The 26,389-nt window shown below is 72.0% G+C and carries 15 protein-coding genes; 14 read left to right on the forward strand and 1 reads right to left on the reverse strand.

Annotated features, from left to right (window positions below; translation table 11 throughout):
- Positions 1-23: 23 nt before the first annotated feature.
- The 14 genes from IH09_RS24065 (at position 24) to IH09_RS24130 (ending at position 25,076) form a co-directional block, all read left to right on the forward strand.
- A complete protein-coding gene (locus IH09_RS24065) occupies positions 24-2,087 on the forward strand; it encodes an ATP-binding protein (RefSeq protein ID WP_052859560.1) in 2,064 nt (687 codons plus the stop codon).
- Positions 2,078-2,467 (forward strand): hypothetical protein, encoded by a 390-nt coding sequence (locus IH09_RS24070; RefSeq protein ID WP_240150410.1) that lies wholly within the window; start codon positions 2,078-2,080, stop codon positions 2,465-2,467. Before IH09_RS24065 ends, IH09_RS24070 begins: the two co-directional genes overlap by 10 nt.
- A complete protein-coding gene (locus IH09_RS24075) occupies positions 2,464-9,198 on the forward strand; it encodes an eCIS core domain-containing protein (RefSeq protein ID WP_110952547.1) in 6,735 nt (2,244 codons plus the stop codon). The genes IH09_RS24070 and IH09_RS24075 overlap by 4 nt, the downstream gene beginning before the upstream one ends.
- 41 nt (positions 9,199-9,239) lie before the next feature.
- Positions 9,240-9,956: a hypothetical protein gene (locus IH09_RS24080; RefSeq protein WP_190233389.1), complete on the forward strand. Its 717-nt coding sequence runs from the start codon at positions 9,240-9,242 to the stop codon at positions 9,954-9,956.
- A complete protein-coding gene (locus IH09_RS24085) occupies positions 9,953-10,621 on the forward strand; it encodes a hypothetical protein (protein WP_052859562.1) in 669 nt (222 codons plus the stop codon). Before IH09_RS24080 ends, IH09_RS24085 begins: the two co-directional genes overlap by 4 nt.
- A gap of 3 nt (positions 10,622-10,624) precedes the next feature.
- The gene (locus IH09_RS24090; RefSeq protein ID WP_052859563.1) at positions 10,625-11,005 is read left to right on the forward strand and encodes a hypothetical protein; all 381 of its coding nucleotides are present in this window, start codon (positions 10,625-10,627) and stop codon (positions 11,003-11,005) included.
- Positions 10,998-12,140, forward strand: a complete 1,143-nt coding sequence (locus tag IH09_RS24095) for a hypothetical protein (RefSeq protein WP_052859564.1) — start codon at positions 10,998-11,000, stop codon at positions 12,138-12,140. Before IH09_RS24090 ends, IH09_RS24095 begins: the two co-directional genes overlap by 8 nt.
- Before the next feature lie 132 nt (positions 12,141-12,272).
- A complete protein-coding gene (locus IH09_RS24100) occupies positions 12,273-12,797 on the forward strand; it encodes a phage baseplate assembly protein V (protein WP_052859565.1) in 525 nt (174 codons plus the stop codon).
- A gap of 23 nt (positions 12,798-12,820) precedes the next feature.
- Entirely contained in the window at positions 12,821-13,258 is a 438-nt protein-coding gene (locus IH09_RS24105) for a hypothetical protein (protein ID WP_318279534.1), read from the forward strand.
- Entirely contained in the window at positions 13,255-13,644 is a 390-nt protein-coding gene (locus tag IH09_RS24110; protein WP_052859566.1) for a GPW/gp25 family protein, read from the forward strand. The genes IH09_RS24105 and IH09_RS24110 overlap by 4 nt, the downstream gene beginning before the upstream one ends.
- On the forward strand, positions 13,641-16,934 hold the full coding sequence (locus IH09_RS24115) for a putative baseplate assembly protein (protein ID WP_052859567.1): 3,294 nt from the start codon (positions 13,641-13,643) through the stop codon (positions 16,932-16,934). The genes IH09_RS24110 and IH09_RS24115 overlap by 4 nt, the downstream gene beginning before the upstream one ends.
- Positions 16,931-20,839, forward strand: coding sequence for a putative baseplate assembly protein (locus tag IH09_RS24120; protein ID WP_052859568.1), 3,909 nt, complete (start codon positions 16,931-16,933; stop codon positions 20,837-20,839). Before IH09_RS24115 ends, IH09_RS24120 begins: the two co-directional genes overlap by 4 nt.
- Before the next feature lie 121 nt (positions 20,840-20,960).
- Positions 20,961-23,162, forward strand: a complete 2,202-nt coding sequence (locus IH09_RS24125; protein ID WP_052859569.1) for a hypothetical protein — start codon at positions 20,961-20,963, stop codon at positions 23,160-23,162.
- A 330-nt stretch (positions 23,163-23,492) separates the two neighbouring features.
- On the forward strand, positions 23,493-25,076 hold the full coding sequence (locus tag IH09_RS24130; RefSeq protein WP_052859570.1) for a DUF6519 domain-containing protein: 1,584 nt from the start codon (positions 23,493-23,495) through the stop codon (positions 25,074-25,076).
- 170 nt (positions 25,077-25,246) lie between these two features.
- Here IH09_RS24130 and IH09_RS24135 read toward each other — a convergent pair whose 3' ends face one another.
- Positions 25,247-26,389, reverse strand: coding sequence for a VWA domain-containing protein (locus IH09_RS24135; RefSeq protein ID WP_052859587.1), 1,143 nt, complete (start codon positions 26,387-26,389; stop codon positions 25,247-25,249).

A 26,389-nucleotide genomic window follows, 5' to 3' on the forward strand; every position in this document is an offset into this window, starting at 1 on the left:
GGGGAACGGGGGCGGCGAAGGACATGGGCAGCGGCGACGGCAGGCCGCCGGGCGGGGCGGCCGGCGACGCGGACGGCGCGGCACTGGCGGCGGCCGTACGGTCCGTACTGGCGCGCCTGGACGCCCATGCCGCGCGCGCCCGCAGGAAGGCGCCGGCCGGCGCGGGCGAGCCGACGGGGAGCGCGGACGAGGCGACCGGTGCGTACGAGCCGACAGGCACCGGCGAGTCCACGGAGGCGGATGAGCCGACGGGCGCGAACAAGCTGCACCGCACCCCGGCCGCCCCCACACCCCCCACCCTCGACACCCTCACCACCTGTTTCGGTCTGACCCCCTTCGAGCGCGACATCGTCCTGCTGACCGCCGCCGCCGAGCTGGACCCGACCGCCGACGCCCGCTGCGCCACCGCCGCCGGCGACCCCGCCCGCGCGTACCCCACCTTCTCCCTCGCCCTGGCCGCCCTCGGCGAACCGCACTGGACCGCCCTCACCCCCGTCGCCCCGCTGCGCCGCTGGCGGCTGATCGAGCTGGCGGACGAGACCCGGCTCACCACCACCCGGTTACGCCTCGACGAGCGGATCCTGCACTTCCTCGTCGGCTCGCCGTACCTGGATGCCAGGCTGCACGGCCTGCTGCGCCGCACCACCGCCCCCGAGACCCTCCCGCCGTCGTACGAGGTGGCCGCGCACCGCGTCGCGGCGGGCTGGGCGGGCGCCGGCCCGGACGCCCCGTTACGCGTCGAGCTGGTCGGCGGCGATCTCCGCACCCGCGCCGATATCGCCGCGGCCGCGGCCCGCCGTTCGGGGCTCGGCCTGTACTCCATGGCCGCCGAGGACATACCGGCCGACGCCGCGGACCGCGACCGGCTCGCCCGCCTCTGGCAGCGCGAGGCGATCCTGCTCCCCGCCGCCCTGCTGATCGAGGCCGGCGAGCTGGACCGCGAGCAGCACGCCGCCGCGGACGCCTTCATCGCGGGCGCGGCCGTCCCCCTGGTCGTCTCCGCCCCGGAACCCCGCCGGACCGGCCGGCCGCGCGGTGAACGCGTCACCGTGCCGAAACTCTCCGACGAGGAACAGCTGGGCCTGTGGACGACCGCCTTCGCCGGCGTCCCCGGCCTGTCCACCCGCCAACTCGCGTCCTTGGTGGCCCAGTTCCAGCTCCCACCGCATGTCGTACGGTCCGCCGCCGCCACCGTGCGCCGCGATCTGCCGTCCGCCGGGACCCCGGACGCCGCCGGACTCGCCTGGCAGGCGGGGCTCACCGAGGCGCGGATGGGCCTGGACGAGCTGGGCCGCCGAATCGAGCCGCGGGCCGGCTGGGACGACCTCGTACTCGCCGACCGCCAGCTGCGCATCCTCCAGGAGGTCGTCGCGCACGTACGGCAGCGCAGCACCGTCTACCGGGACTGGGGCTTCGCCGAGACGCTCCGCAGCGGCCTCGGTGTCACCGCGCTCTTCGCCGGCGGTTCCGGCACCGGCAAGACGCTGGCCGCCGAGGTCATGGCCAAGGAACTGGGCCTGGACCTCTTCATCATCGATCTCTCCCAGGTCGTCAGCAAATACATCGGCGAGACCGAGAAGAACCTCAGCAAGGTCTTCGACGCGGCCGAACGGGGCGGCGCACTGCTCCTCTTCGACGAGGCGGACGCCCTCTTCGGCAAGCGCAGCGAGGTCAAGGACAGCCACGACCGCTACGCCAACCTGGAGGTCAGCTACCTCCTGATGCGCATGGAGGCGTACCGCGGCCTGGCCGTCCTCACCACCAACATGAAGAAGGCCCTGGACTCCGCCTTCATGCGCCGGATCCGCTTCGTCGTCGACTTCCCCTTCCCGGGCGAGCGGGAACGGTCGGAGATCTGGCGCCGGGTGCTGCCCGCGCGGGCCCCCATGAAGGGCATCGATCCGGCGCTGCTCGCCCAACTCACCGTCGCCGGCGGCTCGATCCGCAATATCGCCCTCTCCGGGGCCTTCCTCGCCGCCGAAGAGGGCGACCACCTCCAGATGCGCCACATGCTGGCCGCCGCCCGCACCGAATACCTGAAGCTGGAACGCTCCTTGACGCCGTCGGAGGTCCACGGATGGGTCTGAACGAGGCCGGAAACCAGGCTGGGAGCGGAGCCGGGAGCGCTGCCGGGAAAGCGGCGCGCGAGGCTGCGGCGAACGGGCGCGGGCGGACGCAGGGCCCGACGCCCGCCTCGCAGACCTTCCGTATCGACATCGGCGAACTGGTCCTCGACGGCTTCGATTCCCGTATCGATCCGGAGCGCGTATCGGCCGCGTTCCAGGGCGAGTTGACCCGGCTCGTACGGGAGCGCGGTGCGCCGCTGGGGGCCGACGGGGCGGGCGTCACGCTGGACGGGCTGGCCGGGCTGCCGCCGCTGCCCGCCACCACCTCTCCCGTACGGATCGGCGAGGCGCTGGCCCGCGCCGTCCACGCGGGGCTCGCGGGGCGGGGTGAGGTCCGATGAGTACGACGCAGTCCTCGGCCCGGGACGACCGGGCGGCCCGCGGCGAGAAGCGCCGCAAGCGCAAGGAGCGCGCCGGGTCACGGGCGCCCGAGCCGAAGAACATCGTCAGCGGCGCCGGACAGCCGCTGGACCTGAGCGTCCGCCGGGAGCTGGAGGAGCAGCTCGGCCACGACTTCAGCCAGGTCCGCCTGCACACCGACCGGGACTCCGGGCAACTGGCCGAACTGATGGGCGCGGACGCCTTCGCCGTCGGCCGGGACATCTTCTTCCGCGAGGGCACCTACCGGCCGGGGACGGCGGACGGCCAGCGGCTGCTGGCGCACGAACTGCTGCACACCGTCCAGAACCCGCACGGCCTGGGCGCCCTGCGCGCGGGCCGCGACCTGGGCGCGGTCAGCCTGCCGCAGGAGTCCGTCGAACGGGAGGCGGAGACGGCGGCGCAGGAGTCCGTACGGGCCGCAATGCTCGGGGCCGTACGCGAGGAGGACCCGGCGGCAGAGGTCGCACCGGGGCAGTCGACACCGGGGTGGCTGCGGTACGCCACGGTGGACGCGGACCGGCGCCGGGCGGAGCTGGTGGATCCGGCCACGCTGGTGGACCGGCTGGCAAACGGGGTGGTGCGGTCGCTTCGGGGGGATCCGGAGGACCGGTCGAAGCGCACCCGTATGCAACTCGCCCGTCTACCCGAGGAGTTGCAGGACACGGTCCTCGATCGCCTGGAGAGCAGGCTGCTCAGTTCGGAGCACGAGCGGGTGCTCGACCTCGTCGCGGAGATCGAGGCCGATGACGACGTGGAGCAGAACTCGCTCGACGCGCCGGCCGTCGAGGCGGATCCGGCCGAGGAGTTGCGGTTCACGCGCGAGAGCGAGCGGCGGGCGGCCGAGGAGCGCCGGGAGGAGGAGCAGCGGCCGCCGGTGGCGCCGGGGCCGGAGAGGGACCGGCCGGAGGCGGAGGGTGCCGTCGGGAGTACGCCGCGGAACGGGGGGACCCGGGAGGACGGGAGCACTCCGCAGGGTGGGGGCGGGCCGGAGGGCACGGGGACGCAGGCCGGGGCGCCGGGCGGCGGGGCGCGGCAGCAGTCTTCGGGGCCGTCGTCGGGGCCGTCGTCGGGTCCTTCCTCGGGTCCTTCCTCGGCTTCGTCATCGGCTTCGTCATCGGCTTCGGGAGGTCAGGCCGCGGATCAGGGCGCGGCCGGGGGTGCGAAGTCCTCGGACGGGCAGTCCCCGGGCAGCCAGTCCTCGGACGGGAAGTCGGCGGCCGGGCCGTCCGCGGGCGGACAGCAGGGTGGTGAGAAGAAGGACGCCGGCGCCCAAGAGGGCAAGGAAGGCGCCGACGAGCAGAGCACCCCGGTCGCGGGGAAGGAGGAGTCCGCCGCCAAGAACCGCCCGGGGGCGGTCGATCCGCTGGTGGCGGGGCAGCAGTTGCGCCCCGAGGACAGGCGTGGGCAGGACAAGCCCGTGGGCTCGCCGATGGCGGCGGGCCCCGGTACGCAGCCGCCCGGGGCGGTCAGCACGCTGGACGGCGTACGCAGCCAGGATCTCGACGGTCCGGAGGAGGCGCCCGACGAGGATCCGTTCGGGGCCGGCAGCACATCGGAGGTGGAGGTCGGGGGTGGGGAGCCGAGCGCCTGGGACGTCACGCTCCAGCCGGACGACTATCTGCCCGCACAGGACCTCGATGTGTCCGCCGTACCGACCGCGGACACGCTGGATCCCGCCTCGTCCGCCGCTGCGGCGCTCCCGTCGTTCCCCGCTCCCCCGCCGACCCGGGCGGACAAGGTGCAGGCCGAGCGGGACGCGGAGGATGCCGAGGACGCGGCGGAGGCCGGGCCCGAGGAGGACACGGCCGACGCCGACGGGCCCGCCGATACGGGGCCGTCGGACGACGTGTACGAAGCGGACGGCCCCGGAGGCGGGCCGGACGACGCACTGGCGCCGGATCGGACCGCCGCGGCGCGGATGGGGCCGGGCGCGGCACCGAAGGACCCGAAGAGCGGCGCCGACCCGGCGGCCGGACCCGTCGCCGCGCAGGTCCAGGTGGCGGAGGCACCGGGCGCCGCGGGGAGCGGCGGCGGGCCCGGGGAGCAGGCGGCCAAGGAGGAACAGGGCACTCCGGCCGGTGGCGAGGCATCGGGGGGCGGGCAGGAGAAGGGCTCTCAGCAGGCCGCCGGCGGTACGTCCGCGGCGGGTGGTGCGACTGGTAGTGCGACCGCTACAGGCGGGAAGTCGGCCGAGGCCGCTCCGGCGGGCAACGGTGCGGTGCCGGCGAGCGCCCAAGCGTCCTCGTCGGCGGCAGGCACACAGGCGTCCTCACCGGCCCGGGACAGCCATGTCTCCGGCGGATCCAACGCGGACACCTCCAGCGGGGCGAGCGGTGACGCGGCGGCGGGGGCGCGGCGAGCGCCGTCGGGCGGGAGTACGGCGAAGGGCGGGGCGGAGCCCCGTACGGAGGGGGCGGCGGACAAGGCGTCGGCGCCTGCCCCTGCGCAGCAGGGTGGTACGGCTCCTGACGCCGCCGCGCCCGGGGCGCCCGCCGCGCAGACCGCACCGGAGCACCGGGCCGCGGCAGCCCCGCCGGCTCCCGCCCCCCGGGGAGCGGGAGGTGGCGGTGGCGGCGGCAGTGCGGCTGTCCCGGTCAAGAAGAGCCAGAAGGACTCCGGGCCGGCCCCGAACCTCTCGAACGTATCGCCGGAGGCCGGACTGTCCACGGCCGCAAAGCTCAAGCCGCACAAGGCACTTGAGGCCATGGCCGGGGTGGGCGGCGCGGTGGACCGTACGGTCGGCGACGACCACAAGGCGCTCGCCGCGGCGCCGCCCTCGATGCAGCGTCCGGCAGGTGCGCCGCAGACCCTCCAGGGGAAGCCGAAGGCCGGCGACCCTGCGCAGTACGACCAGGACCCGGCGCAGCGGTCGGAGGCTCCCGAGGAGAAGAAGGCCGAGGTCACGGGCGCCAAGGAGCCCGAGGGCCCGATCGAGGCGGAGAAGGCCGAGGAGCCGGGCGGCTGGCAGACCTTCAAGATGGCCCTAGGGTTCGGCCTCGCCACGGTCGCGAACTGGATCGGCATCAAGGTCGACAAGCAGAAGCTGGCCGCCAAGTTCGCGGGGCTGCCGACACAGGACGAGGCGCTCAAGAAGGCCCAGGCGGGCCAGGCGCCGGGCGTGCAGATGCAGGGCGCCGCCGGCGAAAAGGCCGACGAACAGGGCGCGGCCGTCGACACCAAGGGCCAGGAGACCGTCGCGACGGGCCGGGACGACGCCGGCCGCCCGATGGGTGAGGACCAGGTCTATCCGGACGCGCCCAAGGAGCGGATGGCCGCGAAGGTGCCGGGGCAGCAGGGCGGCCAGGGCGGTGCGCCGCAGGCGCAGGCGGCGACCGGGGCCGTACCGCCGGAGGCCGCGTCCGAGGTGGCGGAGCACGAGCGCGAGCCGCAGTTCCAGGCCGCGTTCGGCGACGGCCGAAAGAGCATGTCCGAGGGCCGCCAGAAGAAGGACCGGGACTTCCGCGACGCGCAGGAGAAGCACAAGAAACAGGTGGACACCGAGGTCTCGGCCAACACCAAGAGCCAGGCGGGCGAGCGTGAGAAGGCGATGGCCGATGTCACCGGCCAGCGCTCCGACTGGCGCAAGGAGCAGGACGAGGAACTCCAGAAGCTCGGCACCAAGAAGACCGAGCGGCACGAGAAGGTCCGGAAGGACGTCAAGGACAAGGAGGAGAACACCGACAAGGACGTCACGACGGAGAAGGAGAGCGGCGACAAGAAGATCCAGGACGAGAACACCAAGGCCGAGGACGACGCCAACAAGAAGCGCGACGACAGTGTCAACGAGTCGGGCAACTGGATCAGCAAGGCTTTCGACTGGATCAAACAGAAGGTCATCGAGATCAAGAATGCGATCGTCGGCGTCATCAAGAGGGCGCGGCAGGCGGTCGTCGGCTTCATCAAGCACTTCAAGGAGACGGTCGAGCGCTGGATCCGCGAGGCACGCAAAGCCGTCATCGACGCGATCAAGAGCCTCATCAACGACCTGATCGAATTCGCCAAGTCGATGGTGCGGGCGGTCCTCGAACTGGCCCGCCGGATCAGAAAGCTGATCACGGACCTCATCTCCGCCGCGATCGCCCTCGTCAACAAACTCGCCGCCATGCTGAAGCAGGCCATCACCGATCTGCTGACCGCCATCGGCAAGCTGCTGAGCGGCATTCTGGACATCCTCAAGCAGCTGCTTCAGGCCGCGGTCAAGGCGGTCATGGACGCGGTGAAGGCGGTCCTGGACTTCGCCTCCAAGCTGCTGAGCGCGCTCGGCGACTGGATGCTCATCGCGGTCGACTTCCTCTCCGACCCGGGCGGCTGGCTGAGCGGCGCCAAGAACTCGGCGGTGGACGGCGCGAAGAACCATCTGTTCGCGGAGGTCTCCTCGGCCGTCAAGCAGTGGTTCAAGGACAAGATCCAGGAGATCATCGGCGTCCCCAAGGCCGTCATCGAAAAGCTCCTCAACGGCGGCTTCAAACTCGACGACATCGTCAAGGAAGCCTGGGACGCGGTACTCCCCCAACTTCCCGTCATCATCGGCGATCTGGTGATGACCAAGGTCGTCGCCAAGCTGATCCCGGGCGCGGGGTGGGTGATGGCGGTCATCGACGCCATCCGTACGGCGTGGGGCGCCCTGAGCGCGATCCTGCGCGCGCTGACCATGGTCCTGGACTGGCTGAAGTCCGTCCGCGCCGGCGGCGCCGGCATCCTCTTCGCCAAGGCCGTCGCGTCCGGTGTGGTCGCGCTTCTCGAAGTCCTCTACCAGTGGCTGCTCAGCGGCATCGGCAAGTACGTCGCCAAGGTGGGCCAACGGCTCAAGGGTGTCGCCGCCCGGCTCGGGAAGAGCTTCGGCAAGGAGGACCGGGGCGGCGGCAGGAAGGGCGCGGCCGGCGAGGACTCAGGAGGCCGGGGCGGCGACAGGAAGCCCCGTCACCAGGAACCGTCCAAGGAACCCGCCCCGAAGGCCCCCGGCGCCCCGGCCACCCGCCCGGCGACCACCAAGCCCCGCCCCGGCGAAAACCCCGACCTCACCAAGCCCGCCTCGCACGGCCACCCCGACAAGGAACCGGGCCCCGCCAAGCCCAGCCCCGAGCACGCCCCCGCCAAACACCCCACCGGCAACGACAAAAACGGCAAACCCAAGCCCAACACCGACGACAAGCCGGACACCCGCCCGACCCCGTCCCCCCGCCCCAAGCCGGAACCCAAGCCCCGCCCCAAGCCCGAACCGGAACCAAAGCCCAAGCCGAAGGAAGACTCCCCGAACAAGCCCAAGGACGGGGAGAACCCCACCACCAAACCCAAGGACGACGAGAAGGGTCCGAACAAGCCCAAGGACGAGGACAAGGGCCCCGGCAAACCCACCCACAAGGACGACAAGGGCACCCCGGCCAAACCCAAGCCCGGCAAGGAAGGCGACCAGCCCCACAAGCCCAAGGACAAACACCCGGGCGAAGACCCCAAGAACCCCAAGCACAAGCCGAACGAGGAGCACGACCCCAAGAAACCCAAGCACAACGACGAGGGCAAAGGCCCGAAGAAGCCGGGACACGAAAAGCCCAAGGAAGGGCACCCGAAGGGCAAGGACCCGGCCAAGGAGAAGCAGGACAAGAAGGACAGGAAAAAGAAGGACGAGGACAAGAAGGACTCGAAGGACGCCCGGCTGAACGAAATCGTCGCCCGACTCCAGCCCATCCTGAAGGGGCGGCTGGAACCCGGGATCAACGATCAGGAGCTCCGGGGGCTTCTTTCCGAGCTGCGGGCATGGTACCGGCTGACCCGCCTGGACAAGGAAGGTGGGAGTGAGTTCGGCATCCGCGCAACACTCAACCCCAGTCGTCCCGTCATCAGAGGATTCTCACAGAACCTCATCGACTACCTGCGGAAGCAACAACTTCCACGCCCAGAAATTTCCCCAGGCCCACAGAACGGAATCCGACCGGCAGCGACAATTAATGCCAAGTACATCAATCCAGAATATGCACGGGAATACGGGCAGGAGCCTAGCGGGCAATACACCGAGGGCTGGTACTACCTAACGAGGTACAAGTTGACTCCGGGCATCCCGCAGTGGGACCGGATGCACCTCATACCGAGAGAGGTGGGAGGTGCTGCAGCAACGTCAAATTTCGTGCCTGCCAGAAACTCCGACAATGCCCCCTTCTACCACACCATCGAGAAGCATGCCGCGAATGCATTCGGACAGAACGCCACGAACAATCCACCAATTCCAGGTTGGTACACGGCGTCACTGAAGCGCTACAAAGGCCCGAGTAGCATCGCGTACCCGCATGGAAACACGTATCCAGAGGGCTTCCCTGAGCAGCTGACAGTCACTTGGGGCATGTACAAAAGGAGAGGTCGCGGCACGGGGCAGAATCGCTCTGACTGGATGAAGGAACCTGCACAGATGCGTGCGGTAAAGGACTTCAACCCTCCACCGGCGCCGTCCTTCGTCGGCCCCCTCACGCCCCCGGTCAACATCAACACCGCCCCCAGAGGTGAAGTGAGGAAGGCTCTCGACAGGGCGGGAGCCATGTACGTGAACGCAGTCCTGAAGGAGAGGACATTCAAGGACTTCGCGGAAATGAGAACGAAGCTGGCGGGATACAGGTCGAAGGGAGGGAAGTCGCTAAATAATTTCGAGGCGACCATGAGAAGGCTGAAGCAGCGCGCAATCCACGGATACTTCACCTTCTAGCGGCAGCAGGATTTCTGGTACACCGACGAAAGCTGATAGCCATGCGAAACCTCGCTCCAAATGAGCAGCGACACGCTGAATCACTGGAAGAGATCCGGTCGAGCCCGCTCCTCCGGGCCACTTGCGGGAGTTCTGAGCATTTGGGGCAAACGCTCGAATCGCTACCCCCGGTGCAACGCTATAGCGACAACTGGGCGGATGTCGAAATCGACCCGGAGCTCTTGAGCTGCGCTCTACGGTTCACCGACCTCGGGGCGCAGTGGGAAACATCCTCGAAGGGAGGCCGGTCAAAATTCTACGGCGAGTTCAACCTCCTCCACTTTCATGACGTACTGAGTCAGGTGGAAGGCGGCCCCGCAACGGTCCCAGACCCCACAGAGTTCCAGCTTCAGTTCTTGTCGGAACTACGGGTCATTGATCACACGCCGCGTTCCGGATCTGGCAAGTTGACATATATCAGGATTCATCCCGGCGTCACGACACTAGAGATCTGGTACAGCGCAATCGCGGACATTGGAAACAATCCGCACCCACCTGGATACATCAAGATGGACATCACCTACTGCCAGTATCTCGATGCCCTGCTTCTCACAAAGGGCACATACGGCTGGCAGTATCTGTACACGGACATCTCCCTGCGCCGTGGCGACTTCGACGAGACGGTCAGATATTTGCGCGGGATGTTGGAAGTCTTTCCCGAGATCTTCCCACAGCACGACTACAGGGAACTGCGCGAACGGCTGGAGGCCCGCCTATGACCCGCTACGCCGACATCCCCAAACCCATCCGCTCCGGATTAGTGGTCGTCGACCCCAACCTCGGTATCCCCCAGCGCGTCATCGTGCTGCAGTTCAATCCGGATGCGCTGGAGCGGTCCGTGGCGCCGCAGGCGGCTGGGGGTGAGGGGGACAGTGGTGGTGGGGGGAGCGGGAATGGGGACCGGAATGAGGCGTTGCGGCTCAAGGGGCCCGCGCAGGAGACGTGGAAGTTCACCGCGGAGATCGATGCCACCGATCAGCTCGACGTAGCGGCGCCGGACGGGATTCATCCGGAGTTGGCGGTGCTGGAGATGCTGGTGCAGCCGACCACCGCCCAGTTGCGGGCGGCGACGAGGCTGAGCAAGAAAGGGACCATCGAGATCAGTCCCATCGAGACGCCGCTCACGCTCTTCACCTGGGGCAGTAAGCGGGTCATACCGGTTCGGCTGACGGAGTTGTCCGTCAACGAGTCGGCGTTCGACGTCAATCTCAATCCGATACGGGCCTCGTTGAGTATCGGGATGAAGGTGCTGACGGTGAGTGATCTGCCGGTGGGGCATCCGGGGGCCGAGCTCTATCTCGCGCATCTCGCGCAGAAGGAGCAGTTGGCGCGGAAGGCGCGGGGCGGGACTTTCGCGCAGCTGGGGCTGGGGAGGGGGATCTGAGACGTGATCGAGCCGTATGAGCGGGCGTTGGACGAGGTACCCGGGGCGCATCCGTATCCGCGGAGCAGTCGGTACGCGGGGATCGGGATCGGGGTGTACCGGGCGGCGGACGGTACCGAAGTGCGTTATGCGAAGCGGCGGTTGCTGCCGCCGCTGGGGGACGCCGGCGAGGAGAGCGTGCCGCATGTGGTGAGCGGTGGTGAGCGGCCGGATCAGCTCGGGCAGCGGTACTTCGGGGATCCGGGGCAGTGGTGGCGGATCGCGGACGCCAATCCGGTGCTGGATCCACGGGAGTTGACGGACGAGCCGGGCGCGGAGATAACCGTTCCCTTGGCGGGTGGATTCCCTGGCGGACCGGGTGGACCGGGGGTGCGGAATGGGTGACGACCAGCCGGTCGGGCGGGGGCCGATTCATCTCTCGCTGTATCTGGGGCCGAAGCTCGCGCGGCTGGTCCCGCAGGACGTGGTGGAGGCGTTGCTCTCGGCGCAGATCACGAGTACGGCGGGTGAACGGAGCGGATTTCAGCTCGCGTTCGACCTGACGAAGAAGGGCGCCATCGTGCAGCGGTTGCTGCCCGAGGGGTATTTCGATCCCAAGACGCGGGTGATCCTCACGGTGGCGGTCCAGGGGACGCCGGTGGTGCTGCTGGACGGGGTGATCGTGCGCCATGAGGTGGGGACCAGCAATCAGCCGGGGCAGACGACGCTGACGGTGACCGGGGAGGATCTGACGCTGCTGATGGATCTGGAGGAGCGGACGGACCGGTATCCCAATCTGGCGCCCTCGCAGCGGGTGGAGCGGATTCTCGGGAAGTACGCCGACTACGGGATCGATGCCCGGATCATCCGGGAGCAGATCCCGCAGCCGCCACGGGAGCAGGTACGGGTCGATTACCAGACCGGGACCGATCTCCAGTATGTGAATGACCTGGCGCGGGCGAACGGTTACACGTTCTATCTCGATCCGGGTCCGGTACCGGGCAGGTCGACGGCTTTCTGGGGACCGGAGCAGCGGCTCGGGCAGCGGCAGCACGCCCTGAACGTGAATATGGACGCGAACTCGACCGTGGATCAGCTGACGTTCGCCTATGACGGGACGGCACGGGAGGAACCACAGGCCCGGGTGCAGGATCCGGTGACGCGGCAGGCTCCGTTGCTGGCGCCGCCCGATATCAGTCCGCTGCGGCCGCCGCTCGGATTGCGGGGTTCGCCGGCGCTCAAGCGGCGGACGCTGAGCGGGACGGCGAAGAAGGATGCGGGGCTGGCGAAGGCGGAGGCCCTGGGGCGGGCCGCCACGAGCGCCGATGCCATTTCGGGCTCCGGGTCGCTGGATGTCACCCGGCACGGATATGTGCTGCGGCCACGGGAGTTGGTGGGGGTTCGGGGCGCCGGGGTCACGTATGACGGTGACTATTACGTGAAGACGGTGACGCATAATCTGCGGCCCGGTTCGTACCAGCAGAATTTCACGCTGTCGAGGGAGGGCCTGATCGCCCGCAGCGGCACCGTGCGGCCGTAATCCCCCACCGCGGAGCCATAACCCCACACCGCTCGTACGCGGAGGGCCGTCACACAAGCGCGACGCAACACACGCGAGCAGAGGTCCACAGGACCATAGGGACCACGAGTTCCATAAGGAGAGAAGCCGCGCATGGCTGCTGCATCGAACAACCGCTTTCTCGGCAAGTTCCGCGGCCGGGTGGCGGCCAATGACGACCCGATGGGCGTCGGGCGGCTGAGAGTTCAGGTTCCGGATGTGCTGGGGGATGAGACCTCCACCTGGGCGCTGCCCTGTTTTCCGTTCACCGGAGAGCAGGCGGGACAGGTGGTGGTGCCGTCCGTCGGGGCGGGTGTCTGGGTGGAATTCGAGCAGGGGGATCCCAGTTTCCCGGTATGGACCGGGTGTTGGTACGGACAGCGCGAGGAACTGCCGGAGGATGCCCGGACCGATCCCGCGACGGCGCATCCCGTCGTGATACAGACGCCCGGGAAACACAAGATCGTGATGTCGGATGTGCCCAGCAACGGAATTCTGCTGGAGGCGCCGGGCGGCGCGTACGTGAAGATCGATGCGACGGGTGTCCACATCAACAATGGGCTCGGTGCGTCGATTTCGCTGAGAGGCGATCAAGTCGACGTGAATGATGGCCGGTTGACCGTGCCCAAGAAGCGATAACCGGAGCGGGGAGTGAGTGCTACGTGGCGACCGGAAATCTCGTCCATGGAGGTGCGGTGATCAGCTGCCCGCACGGAGGGCGCGCGTTATCCACCGCGGCCGGCGGATCGGACGGTGTACGGATCGACGGCGCGCCGGTGGCCACCACCGCGGACCTCTTCACGATCAGCGGGTGCCCGCAGGTCGTCGATGGCCGGCCGCAGCCGTGCACCAGCCTGCGCTGGCTGCCGGACCGGGCGGCCGACGCCGTACGGATCGACGGGGTGCCGGTACTGCTGGACACCACCGCGGCGATGTGTTTCAACGCCGGGCTGGTGCCACAGGGCCCGCCGGTCGTGGCCTCCGTCCACCGGAGCCATCAGGTGCACCAGGGCGATCGCAGCGACCACAGCCATCACCACCACGACGGCCACCAGGCCCACCAGAGCCACCACGGCCACCAGGGGGTGTCCCACCGATGAGGGCCACACGGCATCACGTCCGTACCGATATGGCGTTTCCCTATCGGATCGACCGGCGCGGGCGGACCGCGCAGGCCGGTACCGACGCGCATGTCCGGGATCTGATCGAGCAGTTGCTGTTCACGAGTCCCGGCGAGCGGGTGATGCGGCCGGACTTCGGCTGCGGGCTGCTGGATCTCGTCTTCACGCCGAACAGCCCGGAACTGGCCTCGGCCGTCGAGCTGTCCGTCCAAGCCTCGTTGCAGCGGTGGCTGGGCGATCTGATGGAGGTCGAATCGCTGGACGTGGTGAGCGAGGAGAACGTCGTACGGGTGTATCTGCGCTATGTGGTGCGTGCCACCGCGAGCCGGCGTGACGAAGTGTTCGAGGGGCGGGGCGAGGCATGACGCAACGGGAGGGCACGACAGGCGAGTTGGCGTGCCGGACGGATGACGGCCGCCGGGGACGTATCCGGGCGGCGCGGCTCAACGGCGTGGACGAGGTCGAGGTCGCGGACGACGGGGTGACCTTGACGGTCACCTTTCTCGGGAAGGCGCCGCACGGGCTGCGTCCGGAGAACGTCCGGATCGACGGCGGGCGGCGGGTATCGGGGCTGACGGCGCTGGAGATATCCGTCGAGCGGGAGGAGGATCCGGAACTCGACGACCGGCTGTTCGTCCGGCTGGACCGGACCGGTGACACCTCCCGCTACCGGCTCTCCCTCGTCGGAACCGACCCGTACGGGCGCCCCGGCAGCGAGCCGTACGAGGGCTTCGACCAGCGGTACTTCGGCCAGGAGTTCTTCTTCCCGGCGGACTGTCCGAGTCCGTTCGACTGTGTGGACGGCGCCCCGGCCGACGACTGCCCGGACGCCGTCGATCCGGCGCCGGTCATCGACTACACCGCGCGCGACTACGACACCCTGCGCCAGCTCGTACTGGACCGGCTCCGGCTGGCCACCCCCGACTGGACCGAGCGCAACCCCGCCGACCTGGGCGTGACGCTGGTCGAGCTGCTCGCGTACACCGCCGACCAGATCAGCTATCAGCAGGACGCGGTGGCGACCGAGGCATATCTCGACACGGCCCGGCGGCGGGTGTCCGTACGGCGGCATGTGCGGCTCATCGACTACCCGATGCACGACGGCTGCAACGCGCGGGCGTTCGTGTCCGTGAACGTCGTCGAGGAGTTGCCGCTGCTCCCCGGTGACTTCCGTTTCGCCGCCGTCGACACCGGGACGTACGGACCGCGCGACCGCCCCGGGATCGGAACCGTCATCGACGACCGGGATCTGGCGGTGCTGGACGAGCGCGGTGCGGTGGAGGTCTTCGAACCGGTCGCCGACGGGCCCCTCGTCCTGCGGCCCGAGCACAATGCCATCCGGCTGTGGACCTGGGGCGGCGAGGTCTGCGTCCTGCCCAGGGGCGCCACCGGTGCGACGCTGCGCGACGAGTGGACGGACGAGGGCCGCGGAACACGTGCGCTCCGGCTCGCCCCCGGCGATCTGCTGCTCTTCGAGGAGGTCAAGGGGGCGCGGACGGGTACGCCCGGGGATCAGGACCCGGCGCACCGGCAGCCGGTCCGGCTGCTGTCCGTCACCCCATCCGTCGACCGGCTCGACGACCAGCCGCTGCTGGAGGTGACCTGGGCGCCGGCGGACGCGCTGACGTTCCCGCTGGTGCTGTCCACCCTGGGCGGTCCGGACTGTGCGCCCGTCGAGGACGTGAGCGTGGCGCGCGGCAATGTCGTGCTGGTGGATCACGGGCGCTCGCTGACGTTCGGGGACCCGGACGGGGAGGGTGCGGAGGGGGAGACCGTCACCGTCCCGCCCGTCCCCGCCGTCCTGGGCTCCTGCGGCCCGCCCGCCTTCGGCTGCGGCGATGTGAAGGACGGCGGCAACGCCACCGCGCGGGCCGTCGTCGGCCTCATCGAGAAGACCGGCGCCCATCAGGCGCTCACCCCCGACGACATCCGCGAGCTGTTCACCGTCGTCGGCGAGGAGGCCACCGTACGGGCCGGTCTCGGCCTGGAGTCGGCCGGGCGGCGGACCGAGAAGGTGGTGCCGGGTACGGCGTATGCCCAGGCGGCGGCGTTGCGCACGCTGCTCGCGCAGTCCGTCTATCCGGGCATCGTGCCGCGCTTCCGCCCCGTACTGCACCGCTCCCCCGTCGTCCAGAGCGTGCCGTTCCCGGAGCCGCGGTTCCTCGCGGCCGGGCAGGCGGAGCGGCTGGCGGCGATCCCGGAGCGGGTGCGGGGGCGGCTGGTGGAGCTGTGGCGCGACGCCCGGGAGCACGACGGGCTCGGGGAGGCCGAGATCGACGAGCTGACCGTCCTGTTCGGGCTGAAGGTGCTGGAGCGGCTGGAGCTGCGCCGCCATCCGGTGCGCGCGCTGCGGGAGTTGCTGCACCGCAGCCCCCGGCTGCTGGCGGCGAAGCTGCGGCGGCTGGCGGTGCTGGGCGCGCGGGCACGGGCGGGCACGGTGCTGGACGGGCGTACGGCGTGGGAGATCGCGCATACGTGGGGGCCCGCGTACGCGACCGGTCTGGACCCGGCGGAGCCGGTGCTGCACGGCCCGGCCGCCGCCGTCCGCCAGGACCCGCGCCAGGCCCTCCCGGCCGTACGCCTGACGGAGGCGAGTACGGAAGTGGCGGCGGAGGCAGCACCAAAGGCGGATGCGGACGCGGACACGGCTGCCGACACCGCCGCTACCCCGGCCGTACGCCCCCACCACCACCGCACACCCGTCACCTGGACCCCCCGCCGCGACCTCCTCGCCAGCGGCGGCCGCGACCGGCACTTCGTCGGGGAGCTGACGGACGACGGCCGGCTCGCGCTGCGTTTCGGTGACGGGCGGTACGGGGCCCGTCCCGCGCCCGGTGCCCGGCTCCGGCCGCGCTACCGGCTCGGCGGCGGCAGTGCGGGCAATGTGGGCGCCGAGGCCATCAACCACCTCGTCCTGCGCCGCGCCCCCGAGGAGTCGGACGCCGACGGCCCGATGCCGGTGGCGGGCGTACGCAATCCGCTGCCCGCCGTGGGCGGCACCGAACCCGAACCGGTCGAGCAGGTACGGCAGTTGGCGCCGCTCGCGCTCCGGCGGACCCGGCTGCGGGCCGTCACGGCGGACGACTACGCGGCACTGGCGGCCGGGCTCCCCGGCGTCCAGCGGGCGGCGGCGGACATCCGGTGGACCGGCAGCGCGCAGGAGGCGCAGGTCGCCATCGACGCGTACGGGACCGAGGAGCCCTCCCCCGCGCTGCTGGACTCGGTGGCGTACGCGCTGGAGGGGTACCGCAGGATCGGGCACGACCTGGTCGTGGGGCCGGCCCGGCTGGTGCCGCTGGACATCGCGCTGGAGGTCTGCGCGGTGCCCGGCCATCAACACGGGCAGATCCTGGCCGAGTTGACCCGGTTGCTCGGCAGCCGGGCGCTCCCCGGCGGGCGGCTCGGCTTCTTCCATCCGGACGCGCTGACCTTCGGGGAGCCGGTCCGGCTGAGCCGCCTCGTCGCGGTGGCCGCGGCGGTGCCGGGCGTACGGAGCGTGGCGGTGACCCGGCTGCGCAGGCTGTTCCATGAGGACCAAGGGGAACTGGAGGCGGGTGTGCTGCGGCTCGGACCGCTGGAGATCGCCCGGTGCGACAACGATCCGGACCGGCCCGAGAACGGCCGGCTGGTCATCGGACTCGGGGGTGGGCGATGACGGAGCACGACACGGTGAACGGCGGTCGGGGCCGCGGGTGCGACGGGGGGCAGGACGAGCGCCGCGCCCCCGCCCCGCCCCACAACCCGCCCGGCCGCACCGCCCTCGACTACCGCGTCGGCACGTACGGCACCTTCCTGGCCGCGATGCTCGACCGGCTCGCCTCGCCCGCCTACCCGGCGCTGCGCGGGCTGACCGTCCGCACCCCGGACGATCCGTCGATCGGGCTGCTGGACTCCTGGGCCGTGCTGGGCGATCTGCTGACGTTCCACAGCGAGCGGATCGCCGAGGAGGGGTATCTGCGGACGGCGAACGAACACCGGTCGCTGGCGCTGCTGGGGCGGCTGGTGGGGCACCGGCCGCGGCCGGGCGTCGCCGCCGACACCTCGCTCGCGTACACCCTGGACCGCGATCCGCGCGCCGCCGATCTGCCGGTGGTGATCCCGCGCGGGGCGCGCAGCCACAGCGTGCCGGCGGGTCCGGACGAGGAGTCGCAGACCTTCGAGACCACCGAGGACCTGACGGCCCGGTGGGCGTGGAACGAACTGGCGGTCCGGCGCCGGCGGCCCGCGCTGCTCACCGCGGACGACCTCGGCAGCCGCCCGGAGCTGCTGGTCGAGGGCGCGCAGACGGGGCTCACGGTCGGCGACCGGCTGCTGTTCGACTTCGGGGCGCAGCGGGTGCTGCTCCCGGTGGCCTCGGTGCGGCCGGACCGTACGGCGGAGGTGACGGGGCTCGGGCTGCCGGCGTCGGCTCCGGCGTCGTTGACGGAGCTGGTGGCGGAGTTGCGGGTGTGGATCACCGAACCGGCCGACGCCGGTGATCCGGACGATCCGGGCTATCCGCCGCCGCCCTCCCCGCGGAACCCGAACCCGCGCCCGATCAGCGGGTTCATCGCCGATTTCGAGGTCCAGGTGCTGGCGCCGCTGCGGGCGGACCTGGCCGGCATCACGACCCCGGAGCAGTTCGTCGGGCGGCTGGCCGGGCCGCATGAGCGGCTGGTGGAGGCGCAGGCGCTGGCCGCCGGGTACGCGCGGGTCGCCGCCTGGTTCGAGGAGCTGGCGGCGGTGGTCGGCGAGCTGGCGGCGCGGGCGGGGAAGCTGTCGGGGGAACCGGCCGCGGAGCCGCCGGGCGCCCCGTCGGCTCCGGCCCCAACACAAGCGGCGCCCGCCGTCGGTGACACCTTCCGGCCCGCGCCCCGTACCGACCGGACCCCCGCCGCCGTCCGGGCGCTGGCCGCCCTGCTCCCCGCCCTGCGCACCCGCGCCGTACGCCCGCCGGCCGGTTCGCGGGCGCTCTCCCGCGATCCGGCGCGGCTCTTCGGGGCGGGTTCCGATCTCGGTGCGCAGTTGCTGGCCGCGCTGGATCCGCGGGTGGCCGACGGGCTGTACCCGGCGTGGCGGCGGGCCGCACCGGCCCCGTCCGCCGGGTCCGCCGGCGGGCAGGCCCCGGCTCCCGCCGTGCTGCGCGAGGTCCTGGCCATGCGGGTGACGGCCGCGCCGTTCGGGGCGACGGCGCCGCTCAAGCCCGTCCAGGACGACCGCGGCCGGGTGATCCGGACGGCGGACTGGCCGCTCACCGGGGCGGCGCTGACCACGGTGCGGGTGGTGTACGACACGGCGGGCAAGGTGCCGGTGCGGGCGGAGCTCCAGTACGTCGAGACCGGGAGTTCGGTGCAGCGCAGCGAGAACCTGCCCGCCGATCTCACCTTCCCCCTGGGGCCCGGCCGGGTCGAACTGTCCACCCGTACGGGTCCCGACCACGATCTGAGCTGGCTGGGCCGCCGGCCGGCCGACTCGCAGGAGCCGGGGGTCACCGCGCGGCTGCTGGCGGGGCTGCCCGAGCGCACGCTGTTCGTGTCGCGGCCCGCCGAGGACGGCCGGATCCATATCGCGCTGGACAACGGCACACCGGTGCAGTGGCATCTGGCGCCCGGCGAGCACAAGCAGGTCACGCACGGGGAGTACGAGGTGACGGTGTCGGTGGCGTCCGGCGGTGAGCCGCCGGGGGTGGAGATCGGCATCGCGACGGTGCCGCGCCCCGCCGACCGGCTGGCGCTGCCGCTGGACGCGGTGTACGACGGGATCACGGTCGGCGGCTGGGTCACCGTGGAGCGCCCCCGTAAGGGTGCGGACGGCCCGGACGGTATCCCGGGCGACAAGCGGCTCGCGTCCGTGACGACCAGGGTGACGGCGGTGCGGACCGCGGTCCACACCCAGTACGGGGTCACCGGCCGGGGCACCCTGCTCACCCTCGCCGACCCGTGGCTGGACGAGCACGATGTGGTGCTCTCCGCGATCCGGGACACGACGGTGCACGCGGCGGGCGAGACGCTGCGGCAGGCCGACGACCCGGTCGGTGAGGACGTGCACGGCGACGAGCTCGAACTCGCCGAGCTGTACGACGGGTTGCGGCCCGGCCGGTATCTCGTCGTGTCCGGTGAGCGGACCGATATCCCGGGGGTGGCGGGGGTGCGCGGCACCGAACTCGTGGTGATCGCGGACGTCCGCCAGACGCTGGATCCCCAGCTGCCCGGCGACCGCGTCCACACCACGCTCACCCTCACCACGGATCTGGTCCACCGCTACCGTCGCGACACGGTCCGCGTCCAGGGCAATGTGGTGCCCGCCACGCACGGCGAGAGCCGCGACGAGCCGATCGGCAGCGGCGACGCCGCCCGCACCCACCAGACGTTCGCGCTCTGGCAGTCGCCGCTGACCTGGCTGCCGGCCGACAACCCGCTGGGCGCCACCCCGGAGCTGGAGGTGCGGGTGGACGGTCTGCGGTGGCACGCGGTGGACAGTCTGGCCGGGCGCGGTCCGCGCGCGCGGGTGTATGTGACCGGCACGGCGGGCGACGGGCGGACGACGGTGACGTTCGGCGACGGGGTGCACGGCGCCCGGCTGCCGACCGGCCACGACAACGTACGGGCCCGCTACCGCTTCGGCACCGGCCGGGCCGCGAACGTCGCGGCGGACCGGATCACCCAGGCGGTCACCCGGCCGCTGGGCGTCACCGGGGTCACCAACCCGCAGCCCGCGACCGGCGGTACGGACGCCGACGGCCCGGGGCTGACCCGCCGCACCGTTCCGCTGGCCGTCTCGGCGCTGGACCGCCTGGTCTCCGTCGCGGACTACGCGGACTTCGCACGGTCGCGGGCGGGCATCGGCCGGGCCTCGGCCCGCGAACTGTTCGACGGGCGGCGCACGGTGCTGCACCTCACCGTCGCGGGCGTGGACGACATCCCGATCGCGCCGGACGCGGAGGTGCTGCGGGCGCTGCGGGCCGCCCTCGCCGAGTACGGGGACGCCCGGCTCCCGGTGCGGGTGGACGTCCGCGAGACGGTCCTGCTGCTGCTCGCGGCGCGGGTGAAGGTGGCGCCGGACCACTCCTGGGCTCTGGTCGAGCCCCGCGTCCGGGCGGCCCTGCTGGCGGAACTCGGGTACGACGGGCGGGAGTTGGGCCAGCCGGCCCGGCTGTCGGAGGTACTGGCCACCGCCCAGGCGGTGCCCGGCGTCGACTACGTGGACGTGGACGCCTTCACCGGCGTCCCGGCGTCCGTCACCCCGGAGGGGCTCGCCCTGCTGGCCGACCGGTTCACCGGCCCGCCCGCCACCTCGGTACCGTCCCGCCTCGCCGCCTACGACGAGCAGGTGTACGAGGTCGCCGCGGACGGCCCGGGGGCACCGCCGTCCGCGGCGGGCGGGGAGACCCTGACCGCCATCGCCGCCCACCACGGCATCTCACTGGCCGAACTGCTGTGCCTGAACCCCGATGTCACCGACACCCGGCCGCCGGCGCCGGGCCGCGCGGTCCGCGTCTTCCGCGGGATCCGGCCGGCCCAGCTCGCCCTGTTCTCGCCACGGGTCGCCGACACGCTGATCCTCACGGAGGTTGCCCGATGAACGGAGGCCGCCCGATGCACGGAGGCTGCCCGATGAGCCCGAGCCGGGGCCCGGACCGGAGCCGGCCGCCCGTCCGCCGCCCGGTGTGCGCGCTCGCGCGTGAGCGGTGCGGGGGCACGGTATGACCAGGGAACCGGACGGGCTCGCGGAGCTGCTCCCGCAGTGGCACCGGCTGCGCGACGCGGCGGAGGGCGAGCCGCTGCGCGCCCTGCTGGCCGTCATCGCCGAGCAGGCGGACCGGATACGCGACGGGGTCGAGCAGCAGTACGACGACTGGTTCGTGGAGACCGCCGCCGAGTGGGTGCTGCCCTACCTCGGGGATCTGGTGGGCTACCGCCCGCTGCCCGGCTACGAACGGGTCCTGGCGACGGGTCTGCGGGGCGGCGGACCGGACGGCGACGGGCCCGGCGACGACGGACTGCCGGACGCGTCCCGGCGGCGGCTGGCCGAGGCGCTGGCACCGCGCCGCGATGTGGCGGCCACCGTCGGCAACCGGCGCCGCAAGGGCACCCTCGCACTGCTGGAGGAGCTGTCGCAGGACGTGGCCAACTGGCCCGCGCGGGCGGTGGAGTTCTCCCGCCTCCTCGCCCAGCAGCAGCCGGTGAAGCTGTACGGCTCGGGCACCGCGGCGGCCGACGCGCGGAGCGCCGGGCGCGGCCGGCTGGTGGACGTACGGGACGGCGCGGCGCTGGATCTGGCGGGCGGCCCGTTCGGCACCGTGGCCCGCTCGGTGGACGTACGCCGCGCCACCTCCCGCCGTACTCAGGGCGGTTACACCCCGGCCGGCGTCGGGCTGTTCGTCTGGCGGCTCAAGCCGTACTCCGTCACCCGCGCGCCCGCGTACTGCATCGACCGGGCCCGCAACCTCTACACCTTCTCGATCCTGGGCAACGACAGTCCGCTGGTGACCCGTCCGGAGCCGGAGCCGTCCGCGGCGCATATCGCCACCCTCGACAATGTGCCGGCCGCCATCCGCCGCCGGCAGCTGCACGACCGGCTCGCGGACTACTACGGGCCGGGCAAGAGCTTCACCATCCGGCGGGACGGCCACGAGACCCCCGTCCCGCTCTCCGACATCGTCGTGGCCGATCTCTCCGACTGGCGCTACCGGCCCAAGCGCGGGCAGGTCGCCGTCGACCCGGAGCTGGGCCGGCTCGCCTTCGGCACGCGCTCGGCCCCCCGGCAGGGCGTATGGGTGGACTACCACTACGCGTTCGGGGACGACCTGGGCGGCGGCGAGTACCCGCGCGCGGACCGCCACACACCGCCGGACGCGACCATCTACCGGGTCGGGCCGGGCCGGGACTTCCGGCGGATCATGGACGCGTACGGCGCATGGCGGCACGACCGGCGCGCCGGCCGCTGCGGCCCGGAGGCGATCATCGAGATCACCCACAGCGGCGCCTACCAGGAGCAGCTGGACTTCGACCTCGATCCCGGCGACCGGCTCCAGCTGCGCGCCGCCGAGGGCACCCGGCCGGTGATCCGGCTGCTCGACTGGTACAGCAACCGGCCCGATGCGCTCAACATCCGTGCCAGGGAGGCGAGTTGTGCGCCCGGCGACCGGCCGCGGATGGTGCTGGACGGCCTGCTGGTCACCGGCCGCGGCCTCAATGTCACCGGGCCGATGGGCGCGGTGGTGCTGCGGCACTGCACCCTGGTGCCGGGCTGGTCGCTGGAGCCGGAGTGCGCGCCGCACTCCCCCGAGGAGCCGAGCCTGGTCCTGGACCGCACCACGGCCTGCGTCGAGATCGACCGCAGCATCCTGGGCACCATCGAGGTGATCGGCGACGAAGTGGGCACCGATCCGCTCACCATCCAGCTGCGCGACAGCATCCTGGACGCCACCGGGCACGACCGCGAGGCACTGTCCGCGCCGGACTGCCGCTATGCGCACGCGGTCCTGTACGCGCACCGCAGCACGGTGCTCGGCGAGGTGCACACGCATGCCGTGCAGCTCGCCGAGGACAGCATCTTCACCGGGCGGCTGGCGGTCGCCCGGCGCGGCGTCGGCTGCCTGCGGTTCAGCTATGTGCCGCCCGGCTCGCGCACCCCGCGCCGCTACCGCTGCCAGCCGGATCTGGCGGGCCCCGGCGACGCCGCCCGGGTCCGTCCGCTGCTGCGCGCCGAGCGCTACGGGTCCGCCACGTACGGGCAATTGGCGGCGGGGGGCGCCGAGGAGATCCGGCGCGGCGCGGCGGACGGCGCCGAGCTGGGCGCGTACCACGACCTCTACCAGCCGCAGCGCGAGGACAGCCTGCGGGCCCGGCTCGCCGAGTACACCCCGGCGGGCACCGACGCCGGGATCGTGTTCGTGACGTGAGCCCGGCCGATCGTTCCGCCGGGTGCCGGTGCGGGTCGCTGTCCGGGGGCGAGGGGGGCCGGTGGCGCTCGCCGTTCCGTGGCGTCGGGTCACCGTCCCTCGGCGCCGGGCGGCCGTGGCGCTCGCCGTCCGTGCCGTCCGTGCCGTGCGGACCACGCGGGCACCACGGACCGCGCGGGACCGGGCCGAGCCCCGGTCCACCGTCCGCGGCCCGCCGGTACCCGTCCCCCGCCGTTCACCGTCTCCGCGGCCTGCCGGCTTCCGGCCCGCACCACCCGCGGCCTTCCGACTCCGACCGTCCGAGCTTCCCGTACGAGGGGGAACCCTTCCATGCACGCTGATCTCTCCCGCATCACCTACCGGCCGGAGCGGCACTACTCCGCGGTCGTCGCCCAGCAGGGCCGGGTCCAGCTGGACGCCGACGCCAATGAGCAGACCGCGATACAGCTCTTCCAGGCCCGTACGCTCGCCGCCGACCTGATCGGGCAGCACGGCGGCCCGCAGGACGCCACCGGCTTCCGGATCGAACTGCGCGGCGGCAGCCACGAACTGGACGATCTGCTCATCGGCGGCGGCCGCTATTACGTGGACGGCATCCAGTGCGACGCGACCCGCCCGCAGCCCGGTGTACCGGTGCCCGCGGAGGGCGCCGAGGGGCAGGGCGGTGCGGATGATCCGGGTGTGCCGGCCGGGGCGCCCGCCACCTGGACGTACTGGGACCAGCCTGACGGTTTCCGCGACCCGGAGCGGCCCGGCGACCGGCTGCCCACCACCTTCCCGTATCTGGCCTGTCTGAAGGTGTGGGAGCGGAGCGTCACCGCGGCCGAGGACCCGGCGCTGCGCGAGGTCGCGCTCGGTGCGGCGCTGCCGGACACCGCGGCGCGCGCCAAGGTGGTGTGGCAGGTGCTGCCGCTGCCCGGCGCGGAGTTGGGGCTGGGCGGCGACAATCCGCCGGCCGACGACATCCGCGCGGCGTTCACGCGCTGGGCGCAGCGGGCCGCCGCCCCGGCGTCCCGCCTCGCGGCGCGCAGCGAGCGTCCCGGCCATGCCGACGACGACCCGTGCCTGGTCGCGCCCGACGCCCGCTACCGGGGCCCGGAGAACCAGCTCTACCGGGTCGAGGTGCACGAGGGCGGCACCGCGCAGGAGGCCACCTTCAAATGGTCCCGCGAGAACGGTTCGGTCACCTTCCCGGTCGATGAACTCGACGGCACCTGGGTGGACCTGGCGACCCTCGGCAGCGACGACAAGCTCGATCTGAACGTCGGCGACCGGGTCGAGTTCGTGGACACCGCATATACGAGCCGGGGCGCGGCGGAGCCGCTGCTGCGGGTGGCGGAGGTGGACCTGCCGGGGCGGCGGGTGCGGCTCTCGGACGAACCGGCACCGGGCGTCGGACGGCGGCCCGAGCTCCATCCGTTCCTGCGCCGCTGGGACCAGCAGGAGGGCGGCTGGCAGGGCCGGCGCGGTGCGCGGACCGACCGGCTGCGACATGGCGCGGTGCGCGTCGAGGAGGGTGGCTGGCTGCCGCTGGAGGACGGTATCGAGGTGTACTTCGGGACCGGCGGCACCTACCGGACCGGCGACTTCTGGCTGATCCCGGCCCGGACGGCCACCGGTGACGTCGAGTGGCCGACGGACGCGGCGCGCCGCCCGCTGCTCCAGGCCCCGGCCGGGATCGCGGTGCACTACGCGCCGCTGGCGTGGGTGCGGGGCGACCGGCAGATCACCGATCTGCGGCTGGCGTTCCGGCCGCTGTCGGCCGGTATCCCGGCAACGTCCGACGCGCCACCGGCCGCCGGGCCGGGGGCCGGTACGGCGGACCCGGCGACCGATGCCGCAGCGACCAGGCCCAACAGGTCCCAGACCACCGCCGCGGCCGAGGCCGCCGTCGACGAGGAGGGCGCTGGCTGAGGGCGCGTCGGTGGGTGGCGGTGCCGCTGGGGGCGGTGCCGCCGGCCGCCGACCGTACTCGTGGGGTGGGGCCGGGGATCGGGGCCCCTCAGCCCCCCCGTCCCGTGATGCCCCGGTCCCCGCCGTCCGTTCGCCGTCCCCTTCACCTCCGCTCCGTTCTGTGTCTCCGCTCATCTCCGCTCTGCCGTATCCGGTACGGGCAGCGGCCGTTTCTCGATCGCGGCCGCCATCACCTCCGGGAAGAGATCCGGCGTACACGCGAACGCCGGTGCGCCCAGAGCCGCGAGGGCCGCCGCGTGGTCGCGGTCGTATGCGGGCGCCCCCTCGTCGGAGAGCGCCAGCAGCGTCACGAACTGCACCCCGGACGCCTTCATCGCGGCGACCCGCTTGAGCATCTCGTCGCGGATACCCCCCTCGTACAGATCGCTGATGAGGACGACGACGGTCTCGGCGGGGCGGCTGATCCGGGACTGGCAGTAGGCGAGTGCGCGGTTGATGTCCGTACCGCCGCCGAGCTGGGTGCCGAAGAGGACATCCACCGGGTCGTCCAGCTGGTCCGTCAGATCGACCACCGCGGTGTCGAAGACGACCAGCCGGGTGTCGATGGCCCGCATGGACGCGAGTACCGCGCCGAACACCGAGGCGTAGACGACCGACGCGGCCATCGAACCGGACTGGTCGATGCAGAGCACCACGTCCTTCTTCACCGACTGCGCGGCCCGGCCGTAGCCGATGAGCCGCTCGGGGACGACCGTGCGGTACTCCGGGAGGTAGTTCTTGAGATTCGCCCGGATCGTACGGTCCCAGTCGATATCGCGATGGCGCGGGCGGCTGATCCGCGCCGAACGGTCCAGCGCGCCCGTGAGGGTGGCACGGGTGCGCGCCGTCAGCCGTTTCTCCAGTTGCTCGACGACCTTGCGGACGACGGCCCGCGCGGTCTCCTTGGTCGTCTCCGGCATGACCTTGTTGAGCGAGAGCAGGGTGCCCACCAGGTGGACGTCCGCCTCGACGGCCGTCAGCATCTCCGGCTCCAGCAGCATCGCGGACAGGCCCAGCCGGTCGATGGCGTCGCGCTGCATCACCTGCACCACGGACGACGGGAAGTACGTACGGATGTCGCCCAGCCAGCGGGCCACCCCGGGCGCCGAGGCCCCCAGCCCCGCCGACCTCTTCCCGCCGCCGCTGCCCGCGCCCCCCTTGCCCCGGCCGCCCTCGCCCTGCCCGTAGAGCGCGGCGAGCGCACCGTCCATCGCGGCGTCCTGACCGCGCAGCTCACACCCGGTCCCGTCCGCCCCGCCACCCCCGAGCACCAT

The organism is Streptomyces celluloflavus (genome assembly GCA_000720995.1).
Taxonomy (GTDB): domain Bacteria; phylum Actinomycetota; class Actinomycetes; order Streptomycetales; family Streptomycetaceae; genus Streptomyces; species Streptomyces celluloflavus.